At 61.5% G+C, this 17,110-nt stretch carries 25 protein-coding genes; 17 read left to right on the top strand and 8 right to left on the bottom strand.

All coding sequences use genetic code 11. From position 1 onward, the window contains the following. Positions 1–4 precede the first annotated feature (4 nt). From ROE7235_RS07515 to ROE7235_RS07495, 5 genes are read left to right on the top strand one after another with little or no spacing between them, the layout of a single operon-like run. Entirely contained in the window at positions 5–748 is a 744-nt protein-coding gene (locus tag ROE7235_RS07515; protein ID WP_121094214.1) for an MOSC domain-containing protein, read from the top strand. Further along, positions 745–1,398 carry a ribosome biogenesis GTP-binding protein YihA/YsxC gene (yihA, locus tag ROE7235_RS07510; RefSeq protein ID WP_121094212.1) on the top strand — a complete coding sequence of 218 codons (654 nt, stop codon included), beginning with the start codon at positions 745–747 and terminating at the stop codon, positions 1,396–1,398. The genes ROE7235_RS07515 and yihA overlap by 4 nt, the downstream gene beginning before the upstream one ends. 17 nt (positions 1,399–1,415) lie before the next feature. Then, on the top strand, positions 1,416–2,288 hold the full coding sequence (gene argB, locus ROE7235_RS07505) for an acetylglutamate kinase (RefSeq protein WP_245963904.1): 873 nt from the start codon (positions 1,416–1,418) through the stop codon (positions 2,286–2,288). 6 nt (positions 2,289–2,294) lie between these two features. After that, positions 2,295–2,942, top strand: coding sequence for a 4Fe-4S dicluster domain-containing protein (locus ROE7235_RS07500; RefSeq protein ID WP_121094208.1), 648 nt, complete (start codon positions 2,295–2,297; stop codon positions 2,940–2,942). After that, positions 2,939–3,442: a SixA phosphatase family protein gene (locus ROE7235_RS07495; protein WP_121094206.1), complete on the top strand. Its 504-nt coding sequence runs from the start codon at positions 2,939–2,941 to the stop codon at positions 3,440–3,442. Before ROE7235_RS07500 ends, ROE7235_RS07495 begins: the two co-directional genes overlap by 4 nt. A gap of 17 nt (positions 3,443–3,459) precedes the next feature. Here the strand turns inward: ROE7235_RS07495 and ROE7235_RS07490 are convergent, their stop codons facing one another. Together ROE7235_RS07490 and ROE7235_RS07485 are read right to left on the bottom strand one after the other, a co-directional pair. Next, a complete protein-coding gene (locus ROE7235_RS07490) occupies positions 3,460–3,684 on the bottom strand; it encodes a DUF1150 family protein (protein WP_121094204.1) in 225 nt (74 codons plus the stop codon). 11 nt (positions 3,685–3,695) lie between these two features. Continuing rightward, on the bottom strand, positions 3,696–4,112 hold the full coding sequence (locus ROE7235_RS07485) for an Hsp20 family protein (protein WP_121094202.1): 417 nt from the start codon (positions 4,110–4,112) through the stop codon (positions 3,696–3,698). 165 nt (positions 4,113–4,277) lie between these two features. On the opposite strand from ROE7235_RS07485, the gene ROE7235_RS07480 reads away from it, so the two are divergent. The 3 genes from ROE7235_RS07480 to ROE7235_RS07470 all read left to right on the top strand — a co-directional run bounded on the left by ROE7235_RS07480 (position 4,278) and on the right by ROE7235_RS07470 (position 6,115). After that, a complete protein-coding gene (locus ROE7235_RS07480) occupies positions 4,278–4,496 on the top strand; it encodes a YdcH family protein (protein ID WP_121094200.1) in 219 nt (72 codons plus the stop codon). A gap of 61 nt (positions 4,497–4,557) precedes the next feature. After that, on the top strand, positions 4,558–5,040 hold the full coding sequence (gene purE, locus ROE7235_RS07475; protein WP_121094199.1) for a 5-(carboxyamino)imidazole ribonucleotide mutase: 483 nt from the start codon (positions 4,558–4,560) through the stop codon (positions 5,038–5,040). Further along, positions 5,033–6,115, top strand: coding sequence for a 5-(carboxyamino)imidazole ribonucleotide synthase (locus ROE7235_RS07470; RefSeq protein WP_121094197.1), 1,083 nt, complete (start codon positions 5,033–5,035; stop codon positions 6,113–6,115). Before purE ends, ROE7235_RS07470 begins: the two co-directional genes overlap by 8 nt. Positions 6,116–6,120: 5 nt before the next feature. On the opposite strand, the gene parA is transcribed toward ROE7235_RS07470, so the two are convergent. Next, positions 6,121–6,759 (bottom strand): ParA family partition ATPase, encoded by a 639-nt coding sequence (gene parA, locus ROE7235_RS07465; protein WP_121094195.1) that lies wholly within the window; start codon positions 6,757–6,759, stop codon positions 6,121–6,123. Positions 6,760–6,820: 61 nt separating this feature from the next. Continuing rightward, positions 6,821–7,273 (bottom strand): Lrp/AsnC family transcriptional regulator, encoded by a 453-nt coding sequence (locus ROE7235_RS07460; protein ID WP_121094194.1) that lies wholly within the window; start codon positions 7,271–7,273, stop codon positions 6,821–6,823. A gap of 88 nt (positions 7,274–7,361) precedes the next feature. Here ROE7235_RS07460 and ROE7235_RS07455 point away from each other — a divergent pair, with 88 nt between their 5' ends. The 4 genes from ROE7235_RS07455 to ROE7235_RS07440 all read left to right on the top strand — a co-directional run bounded on the left by ROE7235_RS07455 (position 7,362) and on the right by ROE7235_RS07440 (position 11,536). Beyond that, positions 7,362–7,958, top strand: coding sequence for a LysE family translocator (locus tag ROE7235_RS07455; protein ID WP_121094323.1), 597 nt, complete (start codon positions 7,362–7,364; stop codon positions 7,956–7,958). A gap of 89 nt (positions 7,959–8,047) precedes the next feature. Continuing rightward, a complete protein-coding gene (locus tag ROE7235_RS07450) occupies positions 8,048–9,007 on the top strand; it encodes a TAXI family TRAP transporter solute-binding subunit (protein ID WP_121094192.1) in 960 nt (319 codons plus the stop codon). Continuing rightward, positions 9,004–9,471, top strand: coding sequence for a DUF1850 domain-containing protein (locus tag ROE7235_RS07445; protein WP_147434182.1), 468 nt, complete (start codon positions 9,004–9,006; stop codon positions 9,469–9,471). Before ROE7235_RS07450 ends, ROE7235_RS07445 begins: the two co-directional genes overlap by 4 nt. Positions 9,472–9,490: 19 nt before the next feature. Next, a complete protein-coding gene (locus ROE7235_RS07440; RefSeq protein WP_121094188.1) occupies positions 9,491–11,536 on the top strand; it encodes a TRAP transporter permease in 2,046 nt (681 codons plus the stop codon). Here the strand turns inward: ROE7235_RS07440 and ROE7235_RS07435 are convergent. Continuing rightward, a complete protein-coding gene (locus ROE7235_RS07435; protein ID WP_121094186.1) occupies positions 11,451–11,822 on the bottom strand; it encodes an ArsR/SmtB family transcription factor in 372 nt (123 codons plus the stop codon). The two genes, ROE7235_RS07440 and ROE7235_RS07435, sit on opposite strands and share 86 nt — an antisense overlap. Positions 11,823–12,036: 214 nt before the next feature. Here ROE7235_RS07435 and ROE7235_RS07430 point away from each other — a divergent pair, with 214 nt between their 5' ends. From ROE7235_RS07430 to ROE7235_RS07410, 5 genes are all read left to right on the top strand, one after another. Then, entirely contained in the window at positions 12,037–12,375 is a 339-nt protein-coding gene (locus tag ROE7235_RS07430) for an AtpZ/AtpI family protein (protein WP_121094184.1), read from the top strand. Positions 12,376–12,415: 40 nt separating this feature from the next. Then, positions 12,416–13,123, top strand: coding sequence for a F0F1 ATP synthase subunit A (locus ROE7235_RS07425; protein ID WP_121094182.1), 708 nt, complete (start codon positions 12,416–12,418; stop codon positions 13,121–13,123). Positions 13,124–13,178: 55 nt separating this feature from the next. Further along, complete coding sequence (locus ROE7235_RS07420) at positions 13,179–13,415, top strand: F0F1 ATP synthase subunit C (RefSeq protein ID WP_071797553.1); 237 nt, start codon at positions 13,179–13,181, stop codon at positions 13,413–13,415. A 75-nt stretch (positions 13,416–13,490) separates the two neighbouring features. Further along, positions 13,491–14,009, top strand: coding sequence for a F0F1 ATP synthase subunit B' (locus ROE7235_RS07415; RefSeq protein WP_121094179.1), 519 nt, complete (start codon positions 13,491–13,493; stop codon positions 14,007–14,009). After that, complete coding sequence (locus ROE7235_RS07410) at positions 14,009–14,569, top strand: F0F1 ATP synthase subunit B family protein (protein ID WP_121094321.1); 561 nt, start codon at positions 14,009–14,011, stop codon at positions 14,567–14,569. Before ROE7235_RS07415 ends, ROE7235_RS07410 begins: the two co-directional genes overlap by 1 nt. A gap of 53 nt (positions 14,570–14,622) precedes the next feature. On the opposite strand, the gene ROE7235_RS07405 is transcribed toward ROE7235_RS07410, so the two are convergent. The 3 genes from ROE7235_RS07405 to ROE7235_RS07395 form a co-directional block, all read right to left on the bottom strand. Continuing rightward, entirely contained in the window at positions 14,623–15,393 is a 771-nt protein-coding gene (locus ROE7235_RS07405) for an FCD domain-containing protein (protein WP_121094319.1), read from the bottom strand. Between the two features lie 120 nt (positions 15,394–15,513). Then, entirely contained in the window at positions 15,514–16,152 is a 639-nt protein-coding gene (locus ROE7235_RS07400; RefSeq protein ID WP_121094177.1) for a YiaD family glycine zipper/OmpA-like lipoprotein, read from the bottom strand. Positions 16,153–16,239: 87 nt separating this feature from the next. Further along, the gene (locus ROE7235_RS07395) at positions 16,240–17,076 is read right to left on the bottom strand and encodes a methylated-DNA--[protein]-cysteine S-methyltransferase (protein ID WP_121094175.1); all 837 of its coding nucleotides are present in this window, start codon (positions 17,074–17,076) and stop codon (positions 16,240–16,242) included. Positions 17,077–17,110 lie beyond the last annotated feature (34 nt).

The raw sequence follows: 17,110 nt of genomic DNA, 5'->3' as shown, positions 1-17,110 counted from the left end.
CGGCATGGGGTGGCGGCTGGCGCATATCTTCCGCCATCCCATCAAGGCCCATGGGCGCGAAGCCTTGGCCAAGGTGGACCTGACCGAGGGGCGCTGTCTGCCGCTGGATCGGCATTGGGCCGTCGCGCATGATGCGGCGATGCTGATGCCAGGCTGGAACCCGTGCATGAATTTCACGCGCGGGGCCAAGGTCCCGGGGCTGCAAGCCATCCGGTCGGTCTGGGACGGGTCTACCCTGACCCTGACACATCCCGACCTTGCGCCCTTGACCATTGACCCTGACACGCAAGCCGGCGAGGCCGCATTGCTGGACTGGCTGCGCCCGCTTCATTCGGTGGGCCGTGCGGGTCCGGCCAAGCTGGTCAAAGCCGGGCGCGGCATGACCGATACCGATTTCGAATCGGTGTCCATCCTGAACCTTGCGTCGAATGCGGCGCTTGGCGCACAGCTTGGGGCCGATCTGGGGTTGGACCGCTGGCGCGCGAACCTGTGGCTGGACGGGATCGAGCCTTGGGCCGAATGTGACCTGATCGGGCGCGATCTGACCATCGGGGCCGCGCGGCTGCGCGTGGTGGAGCCGATTGGCCGTTGTCGCGCGACTATGGTCGATTGTGCCACCGGGCAGATTGATCACGACACGCTTGCCGCGCTGGAGCGCGCGCGCGGCGATACCAATTTCGGCGTTTACGCCACCGTTATACAATCCGGCCCGATCCAGACGGGCGATGTGGTGGAGCTTGCCGCATGAGCACACTTCCCTTCCCCCTGGCCCCAGAGGCCGATGAACACAGCGTCGAGGCCGGTCGCAAACTGCTGACCGGCCAGGCGGATTTCATAAAAGGTGTGGTCGCGATGGACGGCCTTCCGCCCGCCGACCGGATGGAGGTGTGTTTTGCCGGCCGCTCGAATGTCGGTAAATCCAGCCTTATCAATGCGCTGACCGGGCGGCGGGCGATTGCCCGCACCTCCAACACGCCGGGGCGGACGCAAGAGATCAACTTCTTCACCGCGGGCGACAGCCATTACCTGGTCGACCTGCCGGGCTACGGCTTTGCCAAGGCACCCGTCCCGGTTGTCGAAAAGTGGCAACGCTTGCTGAAAGCCTATCTGTCCGGTCGTGCCACGCTGCGCCGCGCCTTCCTTTTGGTCGACATGCGCCATGGCGTGAAAGAGGTGGACGCAGAGATCATGCGCATGCTCGACACTTCTGCCGTGACCTTTCAGGTGGTGCTGACCAAGGCCGACAAGATTGGCGCGAGCGCCCGCGAGAAAACACTGGCGCAGGTGCGCGAGAAGCTGTCCAAACACGCCGCCGCCTATCCGGAATTGGTTGTCACCTCGTCCGAGACCGGCGACGGTATCGCCAACCTGCGCGCGATTATCGCTGGCCTGACCTGATGAAGAAGCAAAAGCCCATGTCCCAAGATTGGTTCGCCACCGCCCGCACCCTGTCAGAGGCGCTGCCCTATCTGCAACGCTATGCTGGCGCGATTGTGGTCATCAAGTTCGGCGGCCACGCCATGGGCGACGCCGAGGAAATGGCCAGCTTCGCGCGCGATATCGTGCTGATGCGGCAGGTGGGCGTGAACCCTGTCATTGTGCATGGCGGCGGCCCGATGATTAACGAGATGCTGGGCAAACTGAACATCCAGTCCGATTTCGTGCGCGGCAAGCGCGTGACCGATGCCGCGACCATGCAGGTGGTCGAGATGGTGCTGTCCGGGCTGGTGAACAAGCGCATCGTGCAGGCCATTCAAGACGAAGGCGGGCGGGCCGTGGGCCTGTCGGGCAAGGATGGCGGCATGGTCACATGCGAAGCCGATGATCCCGAACTGGGCCTTGTCGGCCGCCCTGTCGAGATTGACACCGATCTGTTGCAACACCTGTTTACCGGCGGGTTTATCCCAGTTATCGCGCCCCTTGGCATGGGCCGAGAGGGCGAAACCTACAACATCAACGGTGACACCGCCGCGGGCGCGATTGCCGCCGCGCTGAAGGCTGACCGCCTGCTATTGCTGACCGATACGGCGGGTGTGAAAGACGAAAACGGCGATGTCGTCACGCAGCTTTCGCCCGACCATGTGCAAGACCTGACCAACAAGGGCGTGATCGCAGGCGGAATGATTCCGAAAACCGAAACCGCGCTGGCCGCGATTGCGGGCGGGGTGCGCGCGGTGGTCATTCTGGACGGGCGCGCGCCCAATGCCTGCCTGCTGGAGCTGTTCACCGACCACGGGGCTGGCAGTATCATCCGCGACACTGCACCGCTTGTGCAGCCGCAGGGCTAAGGGCGCGTGGCGGGGTTGGCAGCAATTCGCAACGCCGCCCGCGTGCAGGGGCTAGAGGTTGCGGGGCTTGTTACCGACGGGGCCGCGCCAATGCCCGACGGTATGCGAAGCGTCGTGTTGCTTGCGCCGGATGAACCAGCCTTCTGGCCGAAATTCACTCAAAGCGCCGAATACCGCGATGGCCAGCCCGACCCGATGGACCGTTGGTCGACCCGTGTGATCGGCGCCTTGGCCGCTGATTTGGGTGCGCAACCGCTGTTCCCATTCGGGACGCAGCCTCCGCACCCGTTCTACACTTGGGCCTTGGCGTCCGGGCGTGTCTGGTCCTCGCCCGTGCAGTTTTTGGTCGGCGCGCGTGCCGGTCTTTGGGCGTCCTATCGTGGTGCGTTGGGGCTGGCACCTGAACTGGACGCCTTGCCAAATATCGCCAAACCTTGTGACGCCTGCGCCCAGCCTTGCGCCACGGCCTGCCCCGTGGGCGCGTTGACGCCCGCAGGGTATGATACCGCCGCATGCCATGCGTATCTTGATACCGATGCGGGGCAAGATTGCATGTCCAAGGGCTGTGCCGTGCGCCGTGTCTGCCCCGTGTCGCAAAGCTTCGGTCGCGATCCGGCACAATCCGAATTCCATATGAGGCATTTTCATCGATGACATTGCGCCTGATCCTGACCCGCCACGCGAAATCCGACTGGGACAATCCGCTCGACAGCGACCATTCCCGACCGCTGAGTGCGCGGGGGCAGGGTGCTGCACCGCGCATCGGGCGCTGGCTGGCGGACAAGGGTTATATCCCGCAGCAGGCGTTGGTGTCGGATGCCACACGCACGCGTCAGACTTGGCAATGTATCGCGGAGATGTTGCCAAACGCGCCGGAGGCTGCGTTCGACCGATATTTATACTTGGCAGGGCCAGAGGTTTTGCTGGCGCGCTTGCGGCATGCCACGGCCCCATCGGTGATGCTTATTGGCCATAACCCCGGTATTGCCGAATTCGCGGCACGGCTATTGCCGAACCCGATGCCGCATCCGGGGTTCGCAGGCTTTCCCACCTGCGCCACGCTGGTTGCGGAATTCGATCACGCCGCATGGACAGAGATCGAATTCGGAACTGCACGCGGTGTCGATTTCATTGTCCCGCGAGAGTTGGACTAACGCAGTGTCCTGCGCGGTCAGTGCACGCTGACAGGTTCGAAATCGTTTTGGCGCGCCATGACAAAGGCCATTGTGCGGTCAGACACCAGCGCAAGCTGATCGCCCTCTTCATGATGGATGGCATACATTTGCGTCACGCCATCCAGTTGGTCGCGCACATCGTCGGGCAGGTCGCTGACCTGCACGGGGCGCACATAGGCTATCGGTTTGGTGCTGTTCAGATTTGGAAACTTGGTGTTCATGTGGCCTTCCCTCAATTGCGGTCAATGCGGATGGTCTGGACGGTTTCCTCCGGCTCGTGGCGTTTCAGGTCGATGTGCAACAGACCATCACTTAGCGCGGCACGGGCTACATCAACCCCGTCGCCCAAGGCGAACACCCGCTGGAACTGCCGAGCGGCGATACCCCGGTGCAGAAACACGCGGTTTTCGGCGTCGGTGTCGGTTTGCTGGCCGCGCACGACAAGCTGGCGGCCTTCCAGCGTGATTGACAGATCCTGCTCGCGAAAGCCCGCCAAGGCAAGCGTGATGCGAAAGCTATGGCCCCCTGTCACCTCTATGTTGAAAGGCGGATAGCCGTCTGCCCCGCTGCGCGCGGTGCGCTCCACCAGCCGCTCCAACTGGTCGAACCCCAGCAAAAGCGGGTGCGAGGGAAAGGTGAGTTTGCTCATCAGCCATGTCCTTATAGTCAAAGCGACGGTGCTGCGGGCCCCGTATGCGGCGGCCCCATGCTCAAGATATGGGGACGGCGCCAACATTCTGCAAGCGCGGGCATCAAAGGCTTTTGTCGCGTGCGCATTCCGGATAGTCTTTGTGAAAAGCACGGTAGTCTTGATATGAACGCGCCCCATGAACTGACCCATGAAGAGGTATTGCGCCTGAAGCTGGAAGTGCTGAAGCGCAAGCACCGCGACCTGGATGACGCGATTGCCGCCTTGCAGGCGCAAGGGCCCAACACGCAACTGACCGTGCAGCGTTTCAAGAAAGAAAAGCTGGCGCTGAAGGACCAGATTGCGCGGATAGAAGACGAATTGACGCCCGACATTATCGCCTGAAGGAATTGCGCCCGTGACCGCGCCTTGTATAAGGCAGCAAAGCAAGGGTGCGAGGGTTTCTATGGCACAGGTCAAGGTCGGGATTATCATGGGGAGCCAGTCGGACTGGCCCACCATGAAGGACGCCGCCGCTATTCTGGACGAGTTGGGCGTCGCCTATGAGGCGCGCATCGTGTCTGCCCATCGCACGCCCGACCGGCTTTGGGACTACGGGCGCGACGCCGTTGGCCGTGGTTTGCAGGTGATTATCGCAGGCGCGGGCGGGGCGGCGCATCTGCCCGGCATGATGGCCTCGAAAACCCGTGTGCCGGTGATCGGCGTGCCGGTCCAGACCAAGGCGCTGGCGGGGGTGGACAGCCTGTATTCAATCGTTCAGATGCCGCGCGGCTACCCTGTGGCGACCATGGCCATTGGTGGCGCGGCCAATGCGGGCCTGATGGCGGCGGGCATTCTGGCGTTGCAGGATTCGGATTTGGCGGCGCGGCTGGATGCGTGGCGCGCTGCCTTGTCGAACTCTATCCCGCAGGAGCCGCGCGATGACTAAAGCCCTGCCACAAGGCGCAACCATCGGTATTCTGGGCGGCGGGCAGCTTGGGCGCATGCTGTCGGTTGCAGCGTCACGCCTTGGCTACCGGTGCCACATCTATGATCCCGCCGCGAACCCGCCTGCGGGCGATGTCAGCGCGCGGGTCACAATGGCGGCGTGGGACGACGCCACAGCCTTGCAGGCGTTCGCGGCCTCGGTGGATGTGATCACCTTCGAGTTCGAGAACATTCCGACGGACACGCTTGATGTGTTGGAGGCGCTCTGCCCAATTCGTCCCGACCGTCGCGCGCTGGCCGCGTCGCAAGATCGGCTGACCGAAAAGCAGTTCCTGCGCGATCTGGGGCTGACCACCGCGCCTTTTGCGCCGTTCACGGATGCGGCAAGCCTAGAGGCTGCGATCAAGAGTATCGGCACGCCCGCCATTCTGAAAACCCGCCGTATGGGGTATGATGGCAAGGGGCAGGTGCGGTTGAATACCCCGGATGACGCCGCCGCAGCCTTGGCCGACATGGCAGGTGCAGAGGCAATTCTGGAAGGGCTTGTGCCCTTCAGCCATGAGGTGTCGGTTATTGCTGCGCGGGGTCTTGATGGCTCTGTCGCCGCGTATGACCCCGGCGAAAACTTGCACGACAGCGGCATCCTGCGCCGCACCAAGGTTCCCGCAAACCTGACCGGGTCGCAGCGGGCGGATGCGGTGCTATTGGCCGGGCGTATTCTGAACGCGCTTGAGTATGTTGGCGTTATGGGCGTGGAATTGTTCGTCATCCCGCAAGGGCTGGTCGTGAACGAAATCGCCCCGCGTGTGCATAATTCGGGACACTGGACGCAGAATGGATGCACGGTTGACCAGTTTGAACAGCATATTCGCGCGATAACCGGCCTTCCTTTGGGGGACGGCACGCGCCACACCGATGTTGTCATGGAAAACCTGATCGGTGACGATATGGACCGCGTGCCCGCTCTGCTGGCCACGCGGGATGTGGCCGTGCAACTGTATGGCAAGCCCGACCGCCGCGCGGGGCGTAAAATGGGCCATGCCAACCGCATCGTCGGGCGCGGGTCGTCAAGCTGAGGCGCTCAGCTCTCCAGCGCGCCCATCACTTCGGCCAAAAGCGCGTCCAATTCGGCGCGCAAGGCCGGGTTCGGCGCGCCCTCTGCCGCGCCCAAACCTTCACCCAAGCTGGCGGCATAGGCGACGCGATTGGCGATCTGTGTCTCTGCCAGGTCTGCGGAAAGGCCCTTGGCGGCCTCGACCATCTCGGCCCCCAGCTTGGTGCCCGCCCGTGCGCGGTTCAGAACGAGCAGCACCTCGCGCCCCTCGCGGCGGGCCAGGTCCAGCACGCCATCGGTGGCCCATAGATCCAGATGGCTGGACGCAATCGGAACCAGCACCAGATCGGCCGCGCGCAGGGCGGGCCGCAGGTCGGCGTCGGCCTTGGGCGGCGTGTCTATGATGACGAATTCGGCCATATCGCGCAATTTGCCGACCTCATACCCGACCCCCCACGCCGAGGCGGTCGAAAACTCCATCCCCTCGGCGCGACCGGCGTCGTGACGTGTTATGAACCAGCGGCCCAAAGACCCTTGCGGATCGGTGTCCAGAAACGCAACCGAATGTCCGGCACGCGCCAGCGCGACGCCCAGATTAACCGCAAGCGTGGTCTTGCCTGACCCGCCTTTTTGCTGCGCTATCGTGATTACCTTGCCCTTGGCCATGTTCCGCCCCTTTTGCTGCGCCGCAGCATAACGGAATTGTAACCGTCTTGCACGCGCAATCTTAGGCGCGCTCGTCCTTCGGTGATCCCATCACAACCATGGTCGTCAGCGTGTTCAGGTAGGGAAAGGCCCCAAGATATTCGGTATGGAAATGCTTGTAGGCGGGCAGATCGCGCGCTTCGACCCGCAACAGGTATTCGACCGTTCCGGTGATGTTGTGACATTCGCGGACCTGCGGGGCGGCGCGCATCAGGCTTTCAAATTCGGCCTGTGCGGCCTTGGTGTGCTGCGACAGGCCCACAGTTACATACGCGACAAAACCGGTGCCGGTTTTGGCAGGGTCCACCACCGCGCGGTAGCCGGTGATGACGCCTTTGCGTTCCATATCCTGCACCCGGCGCAGGCAGGCCGACGGGGACAGCCCGACGCGGTCTGCAAGCTCCAGATTCGGGATGCGCCCCTCGCGCTGAAGAATACGCAATATCTGGTGGGATTTGTCATCAAGGTCGCTCATTAATTGTGAAAATACCGTCAAACGCGCGATAATTGCAATCCGAATGCAGATTGATACGGGTATGTTGCGCGAAAAGGGACAGGACACCATGACCTTCGAGATTTTCGTCGCCCTCGTAACCTTTGCGTTCGTGACCTCTGTCACGCCGGGGCCGAATAACGTGATGCTGCTGGCCAGCGGTGTGAATTTCGGCTTTCGGCGCACCATCCCGCATATGGCGGGCGTTGCCTTGGGCCATGCACTGATGGTCTTTCTGGTAGGTATCGGGTTGATGGGGGCGTTCATCGGTTACCCGCCGCTGCAACTGGCGCTCAAGATTGTATCGAGCGTGTATATGCTTTGGCTGGCTTGGAAGATCGCAACCGCTGTGCCGCCGTCGGGCGCCAAGGCAGAAGGGCGGCCGCTGACCTTTTTGCAAGCAGCGGCATTTCAATGGGTCAACCCCAAGGCCTGGATCATGTCGCTGGCGGCTGTCGCCATTTACGCGCCCGATCAACAGCTTGTCGCGGTGGCCTGGGTGGCGTTGGGGTTCCTGAGCGTGGGGTGGCTAACCACCGTCATCTGGACTGCACTGGGGCTGAGCCTGCGCCGTCTGCTGGCCCGCCCAAGCTGGCTGCGCGCGTTTAACTTTACAATGGCCGCGTTGTTGCTCGCGTCGCTTTACCCAGTGGTGTTTCAAGGCTGAATGACTTGCCGGGGGCGAGTTACGCCGTTAGTCTTCGTATTGGACCCGATGAGGTCCCACAGAAAAACGCATATCCTTGGGAGGATACCATGACAATTCGTATAGCGGCCCTTGCGGCCGCGACAGCGCTTCTTGCGGCCCCGGTCGCCGCGCAAGAGATGTCCATTGCAACAGGTGGCACCGGTGGCACCTATTTCCCCTACGGCGGCGGCCTTGCCGAAGTGATCTCGAACCATGTAGAGGGCGCATCCGCCAGCGCGGAAGTGACCGGTGCCTCGGTTGAAAACGTGGCGCTGATCGCACGTGGCGACAGCGACATTGCCATTGCGTTGGCCGACACGGTTTATGGGGCCTATACAGGCACCGGCGCGTTTGAAGGCCGTCAGGTCGGCGAATTGCGGGCGTTGGCGTCCATTTACCCCAACGCTGTCCAGATCGTGACATTGGCCGATAGCGGCATTTCCAGCCTTGACGACCTGCGCGGCAAGCGCGTGTCGGTCGGGGCGCCGGGGTCGGGCACCGAAGTCAGCGCGCAGACGCTGCTCGAAGCCAATGGCATCTCCTATGACGATTTCGACGAACAGCGCCTGAACTTCAATGAGACCGCCGATGCGCTGCGCGACGGCGACATCGATGCGGGCTTCTGGAGCGTGGGCCCGCCCACCAGTTCCATCCTGAACCTTGCGACCACGCGCGAAATCGCGATGATCGGGATGACAGATGCAGAGGTCGCCGCAGCGGTCGAAGCACAGCCGGTCTTTGCGCCCTACACCCTGCGGGCGGACCTGTATGAAGGCATGACCGACGGCGTGCCGACAATTTCCACGCCCAACGTGCTGATCGTGCACGAAGATATGGACGAGGAACTCGCCTATAACATCACCAAGGCGATGTATGAGAACGTCGCTGACCTGATCGCCATCCACCCGGCGGCCAACGACACCACGCTGGAATTCTCTGTTGCTGCAACGCCGATCCCATTCCACCCGGGCGCGCTGCGCTACTTAGAAGAAGTTGGTGCGGCTGTTCAGGACCGTCAGCGTCCGTGATCCAGCCTGTTTGGGGGCGGCCAGCTTTGGCCGCCCTTTTCGTTGCCCTTGCAGCGCCCGCGTCGGCGGATGCGATATTGCAAGTCGTGGACCGGCAGGACCGCACCGTCGTACAAATGCTGTTCGACGGTCGGGAAATCTGCTTGGAATGGGCGCATTCCGTGACCGGCGGTGCGGTGGCCGATTGCTTTGTGGCTCGCGATGGACGGCTGGTGCTGATGCGCAGCTACCTGCACGACTTCGCAGCCGGTCTGGGCGAGGTTTTGGGACGCGGCACCCTCACCTCTGCAGAAGGCGGCGGCTACTGGATTACCGGCATTGACGAAGTGATGCCATCTTCTGGCCTGCCTCTGCGTGTTGGTGCGCCGCGTGTGGGCCACAGGCTTCGCCAAGGGAACGACACGATCAACCTGTCAGATCTCGTGGCCAACCGGCGCGTGACGTTGCGGGTCGTAAACAACTAACCAGAGCGGACATGAGCAGATGAGCCAAGACACCCCGCATGACGAGATCCCCGAATCCATGCGCTCGGCTGACGCGATACAGCCGCGTCCGGTGCTTTGGGCCATTACGCTGACCGGCATCGCGCTGTCGCTGTTCCAGCTTTATACGGCGGGGATTGAACCGCTGGGGCTGTTCTACCAGCGTCCCGCGCATCTGGGCTTCATCCTGTTTCTTGCGTTTTTGTTGTTTCCGCTGACCGGCCAGAACCGGCGGCGCACATGGTGGGCATGGGTCGTTGACGGGGTGTTTCTGGCCGCGTCCTTCGCCAGCGGTTTCTACATCATCTGGTTTCTTGACGATATCATCGCCCGCGCTGGCTGGTGGTCACAGGCCGATATTATCGTGGGGATTGTCTGCACCGTCGCCGTGCTGGAAGCCAGCCGCCGCGCCGTGGGGCTGGGACTGACCATTATCGGGCTGATCGCCATCCTTTACGCATTGGCTGGCGCGCGGGGTGCCTTGCCGGGGCTGGGCGAGTGGATGCCCGGCCTGATGTCGCACCGGGGCGCAAGTGTGGACCGGCTGGTCGGGCAGCTATACTTGGGGCAAGAAGGCATCTTTGGTCTGCCGCTGGGCGTGGCCGCCACATACGTATTCATGTTCGTGCTGTTCGGCGCGTTTCTGGAAAAGACTGGCGCGGGCAAGTTCTTTATTGATCTCGCCTTTGCCGCAACAGGGCGCAAACCCGGCGGCCCTGCAAAAGCCGCCGTTATTGCCAGCGCGGGGATGGGGTCGATCTCTGGCTCTGCCATTGCCAATGTGGTGACGACCGGCGCCTTTACCATCCCGCTGATGAAAAAGCTGGGCTACCGGCCCGCGCAGGCCGGCGGGGTAGAGGCTGCGGCATCCACCGGCGGCCAGATCACACCGCCGCTGATGGGCGCGGGCGCGTTCCTGATTTCGGAATATACGCGCATCCCCTATATCGAGATCGTCCTCGTCTCTATCTTCCCGGCGATCCTGTATCTGGGCACGGTTTACCTGTTCGTGCATATCGTCGCGATGAAGCAGGGAATGCGCGGGCTGCCTGCGTCCGAGCTGCCGGTGGTGCGGCAGGTCTTGGCCGCTGGTTGGCAATTCATCGTGCCGCTGGTGCTGCTGATCTTCCTGCTGGTCAATAACATCTCTCCCATGCGGGTGGGTTTCTGGGCGATCATTTCGGTCATTGCCATGGCGGGGCTGCGCGGGGCTTGGACGCTGTATGCGGCAGGCCCGATGACAGTGCCTCGCATCAAAGACTCGGTCATGCGCGGCGTGCGGATGGTGTTCGAGTCGCTCGAACTTGGGGCCCGCAATGCGGTTGCGGTGTCGATTGCTTGCGCGGTCGCGGGCATTATCGTGGGCGTGGTCGGTCTGACCGGGCTGGGGCTGAAATTCAGCTCGATGATGGTGTCGCTCTCTGGCGGCAATATCGTGATTGCGCTGATCCTTGTGCTGATCGCGTCGCTGATCCTGGGCCTAGGGCTGCCGGTGACGGCCAGCTATATCGTGCTGATCGTGCTGGTCGGTCCGGCGCTTCACAATGAATTCGGCATCCCGCTCTTGATCGCGCATCTTGTCGTGTTTTGGTACAGTCAGGACAGCAACGTCACGCCCCCCGTGGCGCTTGCCGGGTTTGCAGGCGCTGCCATTGCGGGCGCGAAACCCATGGAAACCAGTGTGCAGGCGTGGAAATTCGCCAAGGGCCTGTATCTGATCCCGGCGTTCATGGTGTTCAACCCAGAGCTTATTTACGGCGGACCGCTGCCGCATGTGCTGTGGACAGGCTTTACCGCCATGCTGGGGCTGGTGGCCTTCGCCGCCGCGATCGAGGGGTATCTGTTCGGCCCGATGAAAGCGGCGGTGCGCTTGGTGATGGTTCCCGCCGTGATCGCCCTGTTCTGGCCCAGTTTCACGGCAGAATTGGTGGGCGCGGCGGTTCTGGTCGTCGCCCTGACGGTCAACTGGTTGAATGCACGTCAGACCCGTCAAGAGCAGGGTCAGCCAACTCCTGCGCCAGAAACCGTTCAAACGCATCCAGATTGACGCCGTCATACTGCCCGAACGCCTGCATCCAGACCGACGCTTCGCGTAGGGCGTCGGGCTCCAGCTTGCACCATTTGACCCGCCCGCGTTTTTCCTGACTGATCAGCCCGGCAACGGCCAATATGCCCAAGTGTTTTGACACAGCGGCCAACGACATTGCAAAAGGCTCCGCCACGTCGGTGACGGCCATGTCATCTTCCAGCAACATCGACAGTATCGCCCGTCGCGTGGGGTCTGCCAACGCGGTAAAAACCTGATCGAGCGAGGGAGGGGCAGGGCTGGTCATATGCTCTTGTCCCGCGTGCCCGATAAAAGGTCAACTATATGGTTGAATATGCTGCAAGCGCGAATTTGGCTGCGGCAGTCACACCAAGGAAACCGAGAACATAAGAAAGTATAATTATTTCATAAGCTTGGATCGTTTAGATCCTTGCGTTTGCCAGCTTGACTCTGTGCGCCCCTCTGCATAGCTTGCGCGCAACTTGTGATCGGGAGAGGGCATGACCGACAGCGAAGAGCGTGAGCGCCTCAAGGCACTCGAAGCGCGCATCTCGCAGGTTCGGGCCAAGCATGACCCAAAGCCGGACACGCAGGATCATCATTCCATGGCCCAGGTGGGTTGGCGTATGGTGATCGAACTTGTCACCGGCCTGTTGATGGGGGCTGGCATCGGATACGGGCTGGATTGGCTGTTTGGCACAATTCCGCTGTTTTTGGTGGTGTTTACATTGCTGGGCTTTGCCGCCGGTGTGCAGACCATGCTGCGCTCGGCACGCGAACTGGCTCCGACGGCAGATCAATCGACCCCGCCCCGCGCGGGTGAGCAGAAAAAGGACTAGACCTGTGGCAGAAGAAAGTGGCGGCCTTGTTATCAAGCCCATGGACCAGTTTCGGGTCGAAGCGCTGTTTGGTGGCGATATTGCTTGGTATACCCCAACCAATGTCACCCTGTGGATGGCGCTGACCGTTCTGGCCGCGACCTTGCTTATGGTTTACGGCGCACGCGGCCGGGCCTTGGTGCCAAGCCGCGCACAATCCGCCGCGGAAATGACCTACGGGTTCATCTACAAGATGATCGAGGATGTGGCGGGCCATGATGCCGTGCGCTTCTTCCCCTACATCTTCACCCTGTTCATGTTCGTGCTGTTCGCAAACCTGCTGGGTCTGATCCCGTTCGCCTTTACCACCACATCGCATATCGCGGTCACAGCGGTTCTGGCGTTCACCGTGTTCTTTGCGGTCACGGCTCTGGGCTTTATCCTGCACGGCACAACATTCCTCAAGCTGTTCTGGGTCAGCAGTGCGCCATTGGCGTTGCGCCCCGTTCTGGCCCTGATCGAGGTGATTTCCTACTTCGTGCGCCCTGTCAGCCACTCCATTCGTTTGGCCGGTGCAATGATGGCGGGCCATGCGGTGGCCAAAGTGTTCGCGGGCTTTGCCGCAGCACTTGGTGCCTTCTTCTTTCTACCTATTCTTGCAGTCACGGCGCTTTACGCACTGGAACTGCTTGTGGCCGTCATTCAGGCCTATGTGTTCACCATTCTGACCTGTGTCTATCTGAAAGACGCGCTGCACCCCGCTCACTAAGGGGCGCGAAGGTCTGATCCCAATCCAGCCAATTCCAACGTAAGGAGAGACGACTATGGAAGGCGATATCGTACAAATGGGCGCTTATATCGGTGCTGGCCTCGCATGCTTGGGCATGGGTGGTGCAGGTATCGGTGTGGGCCACGTTGCCGGCAACTACCTGGCAGGCGCGCTGCGCAACCCGTCGGCCGCTGCTGGCCAGACTGCATTCCTCTTCATCGGCATCGCGTTCGCAGAAGCACTGGGGATCTTCTCGTTCCTCGTCGCTCTGCTTCTGATGTTCGCTGTCTAAGATCATCCCGACGTATCCTTACGGCTGGTGGGGCGTGTGCGCCCTGCCAGTGTTTTTCGGGGTTAGGGGGACGATATGGCAGAGAGTGCCGCTTCGGGGCCAGGTATGCCCCAACTCGATGTAACGACGTTCTCGAACCAGATTTTCTGGCTTATCGTGGCGTTGATTGTTTTGTATTTCATCATGTCGCGCGTGGCTTTGCCGCGTGTTGCCTCCGTTCTGGCGGACCGCCGTGGTGCGATTACCGCCGACATTGCGGCGGCGGAAGAATACAAACAGAAAGCGCATGAAGCCGAGGAAGCCTTTAAGCAGGCCGAAGCGGATGCGCGCGCAGAGGCGCAGCGGATTGTTGAAGCCGCCAAAGCCGAAATGCAGGAATCGCTGAACGCGCAGATTGCAAAGGCAGACGCAGAGATTTCGGCCAAATCGGCAGAGTCGGAAAAGCGTATTCGCGAGATTACCGCCAATGCTGTGAGCATGGTCAGCGACGTGTCGAATGACGTGACCGCTGATATTCTTGCCGTGTTTGATGTGAAGGCCGACAGCAAAAGCGTCGCTTCTGCCGTCAAGGACCAGTTGAAAGGGGACGCATGATGTTTCGTATTGCCGTCATCGTCACGCTTCTGGCCAGCCCCGCACTTGCCGCGGTGGAAGGAAAGCCCTTTTTCTCGCTGTATAACACCGATCTGATCGTCCTTGCAGCATTCATCATTTTCATTGGCGTGCTGATCTACGCCAAGGTGCCTGGCAAGCTGACGGGTTTCCTCGACCAGCGGTCCGACACGATCAAGTCGGAGCTTGAAGAAGCCCGGCGCCTGCGCGAAGAGGCGTTGGAACTGCACGCATCGTTCGAGCGTAGGCATGCCGAGGTGAAGGACAAAGCCGCACGCATGGTGGAAAAGGCGAAAGCCGACGCCGAGATTGCCGCCGAGCAGACAAAGGCAGAGATCGAAGCCTCTATCGCCCGCCGACTAAAGGCTGCCGAGGATCAGATCGCGTCTGCCGAGGCGAGTGCAATCCGGCAGGTGCGCGATCAAGCGACATCTGTCGCGGTGGCCGCAGCCGGAAGCGTTATCGCCAAAAACATTGACGCCGCACGCAGCGATGCACTTGTGGCGGATGCAATCAAAGCTGTTGATGAGCGCTTGCACTAACCCGCAGGCACAAAAACCGATAGTCCAAAGCCCGGCCGATAGGCCGGGTTTTTTCATGCCCCGGCCTGTGCATGTTCAAAGCGCAGGCGGGCAATCGCTTCGTTATGCTCGCTACGCTTGAAATCGTTCATGATCTGCTCGACGAAATTCAGGTGCATGCTTGCCGCTTCCTTGGCGGCCTTTGGGTCGCGGGCCTGAATCGCAGCATTGATCGCCCTGTGTTGTGCCAGCAAATCGCTGCGCGTCGCGCGCTGTTTGAAGATCATCTTACGATTGTAGAATACGCCCTTATGCAGCAGGTCGAACATCGCGCGCATCATATGCAGCATGATAATGTTGTGCGACGCCTCTACGATCGATAGGTGGAATTCGGCATCAAGCTGCGCTTCTTCTGTCGGGTCGCGTTTCTGATGGGCGGCTTCCATGCGTTGGTATAGCGTGTCGATCACCTTCAGGTCGGTGTCAGACCCGAGCCGTGCAGCGCGCTCGGCAGACATCCCCTCCATGTCGCGACGAAAACTGATGTAATCGAAAAGCGCCTCGTCATGTTCGGCAAACAGCCTGACCAGAGAATCCGAGAACGCGCTGTCCAGCAATTCAGCAACGAACACACCGGCCCCAGCGCGGCTTTCCAGCAATCCGCGTGCCTGCAGCTCTACCAAGGCGTCGCGCAGGCTGGGGCGTGATACGCCCAGCCGCTCGGCCAGTTCGCGCTCTGCGGGCAGGCGCTCTCCGGGGCGCAGAACTCCGCGTAAAAGTAGTAACTCTATTTGCCGGACTACGGATTGTGACAGCTTTTCAGGCTGAATGCGTTGAAAGGGCATGAATCCTCCTTGCCCCTTATTGGCGGGGCTATTGGTAAAAAGATATGACCGCATCACAGCTTTCGCAATGAAAAAGGGTGGCCTACCGGCCACCCTGAGTCGCAATGCCGGACGGGCGGTTTAGCCCTGCTGATGGGGGCGGATGTAGATTTCCACTCGACGGTTGCGCTGCCGCCCGTCGGTTGTCGCGTTATCCGCAATTGGTTGGGTCAGCCCGCGCCCTTCGGTGCGGACACGGTTGGCGGACACGCCATTGCCCATCAAGACCTGCGCGACCGCGGTCGCACGGCGCTCGGACAGGCTTTGGTTATATGCAGCGCTCCCGGTATTGTCAGTATGGCCCACAACGCGAATATCGCTGCGCGGGTAGTTTACAAGGTTGCCCGAAATCACCCGCAGATCATTTTGCAGGTCGGGGCGCACCGTCGCGCTGTCGGTCGCAAAGAGCAGGTCTTGCGGCAGCGTCAGGATCAGCTCTTGCCCAGTGTTCTGGATATTGACGTTGTCACCAAGTTGACGGCGCAACTCTTCGGCTTGGCGGTCCAGCCGCTGCCCGATCAACGCGCCCGCCGCGCCACCTATGGCGGCACCGGCCAAGGCCCGTCTGCCGCCGCCATCGCCGGTCGCCGCGCCAAGCACACCGCCGACCGCCGCGCCTGTCAGAGCGCCGGTCAATGTGCGGTTTTGCGGGTTGTTCGGGTCCGGCGCGCAGGCGGATAGAACAAGAACAGAGATGGCAATGGGGGCTGCAAGTTTCATAGGACACTCCTAAAGATGATACCCATTGCTATCATCTTGGGCAGGGTGCGGCCATGCGCATGGCGAAGCATGGGCAAGGATTTGCCATCACGCTTGCGTCACGGCATCCGCGCGTGCGGCTTCCCATCCCAGCATGGCGCGCTTGCGCACCAACCCCCAATGATAGCCGCCCAAACCGCCCCCACCGCGCAAGACGCGGTGGCAGGGGATCACAAACCCAATCGGATTGCGCCCCACCGCTGTGCCCACCGCGCGCGCGGCACGGGCATCACAGACGGTTTTTGCCACGTCGCCATAGCTCGTGACCTGGCCTTGTGGCACCTGCAACAGCGCTTCCCAGACCTTTATCTGGAACGGCGTGCCCATCATGTGCAACCGTGCCTCGCCTTTGCGGCTGAACGCCGCATCAACATGCGGGGCGGCGGCGGACGGGTCCGCCAGAAAACGTGCCTTTGGCCAGCGCCTGCTCATGTCGGCCAGTGTTTCGTCATCCGGGGCATCGGCAAAGGCCAACCCACACAGCCCCCGCTCGGTTGCCATGCCAAGCGCCGGGCCGAAGGGGCTGTCGAACCATCCATGACGAATGGTCACCCCCTCGCCGCGCTTGGCATAGTCGCCCGGCGTCATGGCTTCCCATCGCAGAAACAGGTCATGCAATCGGGCTTGCCCCGAGAGCCCCAGTTCCAATGCGGTGTCAAAAGTAGACGCCCGTGCCTTCAACAAGTGGCGCGCGTGACCGATGGTCAGATATTGCTGGTAGCGTTTGGGCGACACGCCTGCCCACCCGCTGAACACGCGCTGAAAATGCGCGGGGCTCAAGCCCAGTTCCGCAGCCAGATCGTCCAGACGTCGGGCCGTGCCTCCGGGCGCGTCGATCAATGCAATCGCACGCGCGATCAGCTTGTAATGGTAGCTTTGTTCCATGGCGCACCCTTGAGCCGATTTTCACAACGCATAA

It is taken from the genome of Roseinatronobacter ekhonensis, assembly GCF_900499075.1.
Classification (GTDB): domain Bacteria; phylum Pseudomonadota; class Alphaproteobacteria; order Rhodobacterales; family Rhodobacteraceae; genus Roseinatronobacter; species Roseinatronobacter ekhonensis.
The sequence above is the reverse complement of the archived record's forward strand: the minus strand, read 5'-3'. Positions and strand labels throughout refer to the sequence as shown.

Excerpts from the sequence above, each read along its gene's own strand:
- ROE7235_RS07415 (WP_121094179.1), top strand. The coding sequence starts at position 13,491 with ATGGCAGAGAGTGCCGCTTCGGGGCCAGGTATGCCCCAACTCGATGTA.
- yihA (WP_121094212.1), top strand. The coding sequence starts at position 745 with ATGAGCACACTTCCCTTCCCCCTGGCCCCAGAGGCCGATGAACACAGC.
- ROE7235_RS07470 (WP_121094197.1), top strand. The coding sequence starts at position 5,033 with ATGACTAAAGCCCTGCCACAAGGCGCAACCATCGGTATTCTGGGCGGC.
- ROE7235_RS07420 (WP_071797553.1), top strand. The coding sequence starts at position 13,179 with ATGGAAGGCGATATCGTACAAATGGGCGCTTATATCGGTGCTGGCCTC.
- ROE7235_RS07455 (WP_121094323.1), top strand. The coding sequence starts at position 7,362 with ATGACCTTCGAGATTTTCGTCGCCCTCGTAACCTTTGCGTTCGTGACC.
- ROE7235_RS07410 (WP_121094321.1), top strand. The coding sequence starts at position 14,009 with ATGTTTCGTATTGCCGTCATCGTCACGCTTCTGGCCAGCCCCGCACTT.
- ROE7235_RS07515 (WP_121094214.1), top strand. The coding sequence starts at position 5 with ATGGGGTGGCGGCTGGCGCATATCTTCCGCCATCCCATCAAGGCCCAT.
- ROE7235_RS07435 (WP_121094186.1), bottom strand. The coding sequence starts at position 11,822 with ATGACCAGCCCTGCCCCTCCCTCGCTCGATCAGGTTTTTACCGCGTTG.
- purE (WP_121094199.1), top strand. The coding sequence starts at position 4,558 with ATGGCACAGGTCAAGGTCGGGATTATCATGGGGAGCCAGTCGGACTGG.
- argB (WP_245963904.1), top strand. The coding sequence starts at position 1,416 with ATGTCCCAAGATTGGTTCGCCACCGCCCGCACCCTGTCAGAGGCGCTG.
- ROE7235_RS07480 (WP_121094200.1), top strand. The coding sequence starts at position 4,278 with ATGAACGCGCCCCATGAACTGACCCATGAAGAGGTATTGCGCCTGAAG.
- ROE7235_RS07440 (WP_121094188.1), top strand. The coding sequence starts at position 9,491 with ATGAGCCAAGACACCCCGCATGACGAGATCCCCGAATCCATGCGCTCG.
- ROE7235_RS07405 (WP_121094319.1), bottom strand. The coding sequence starts at position 15,393 with ATGCCCTTTCAACGCATTCAGCCTGAAAAGCTGTCACAATCCGTAGTC.
- ROE7235_RS07450 (WP_121094192.1), top strand. The coding sequence starts at position 8,048 with ATGACAATTCGTATAGCGGCCCTTGCGGCCGCGACAGCGCTTCTTGCG.
- ROE7235_RS07395 (WP_121094175.1), bottom strand. The coding sequence starts at position 17,076 with ATGGAACAAAGCTACCATTACAAGCTGATCGCGCGTGCGATTGCATTG.
- ROE7235_RS07490 (WP_121094204.1), bottom strand. The coding sequence starts at position 3,684 with ATGAACACCAAGTTTCCAAATCTGAACAGCACCAAACCGATAGCCTAT.
- ROE7235_RS07485 (WP_121094202.1), bottom strand. The coding sequence starts at position 4,112 with ATGAGCAAACTCACCTTTCCCTCGCACCCGCTTTTGCTGGGGTTCGAC.
- ROE7235_RS07460 (WP_121094194.1), bottom strand. The coding sequence starts at position 7,273 with ATGAGCGACCTTGATGACAAATCCCACCAGATATTGCGTATTCTTCAG.
- ROE7235_RS07425 (WP_121094182.1), top strand. The coding sequence starts at position 12,416 with ATGGACCAGTTTCGGGTCGAAGCGCTGTTTGGTGGCGATATTGCTTGG.
- ROE7235_RS07430 (WP_121094184.1), top strand. The coding sequence starts at position 12,037 with ATGACCGACAGCGAAGAGCGTGAGCGCCTCAAGGCACTCGAAGCGCGC.
- parA (WP_121094195.1), bottom strand. The coding sequence starts at position 6,759 with ATGGCCAAGGGCAAGGTAATCACGATAGCGCAGCAAAAAGGCGGGTCA.
- ROE7235_RS07495 (WP_121094206.1), top strand. The coding sequence starts at position 2,939 with ATGACATTGCGCCTGATCCTGACCCGCCACGCGAAATCCGACTGGGAC.
- ROE7235_RS07400 (WP_121094177.1), bottom strand. The coding sequence starts at position 16,152 with ATGAAACTTGCAGCCCCCATTGCCATCTCTGTTCTTGTTCTATCCGCC.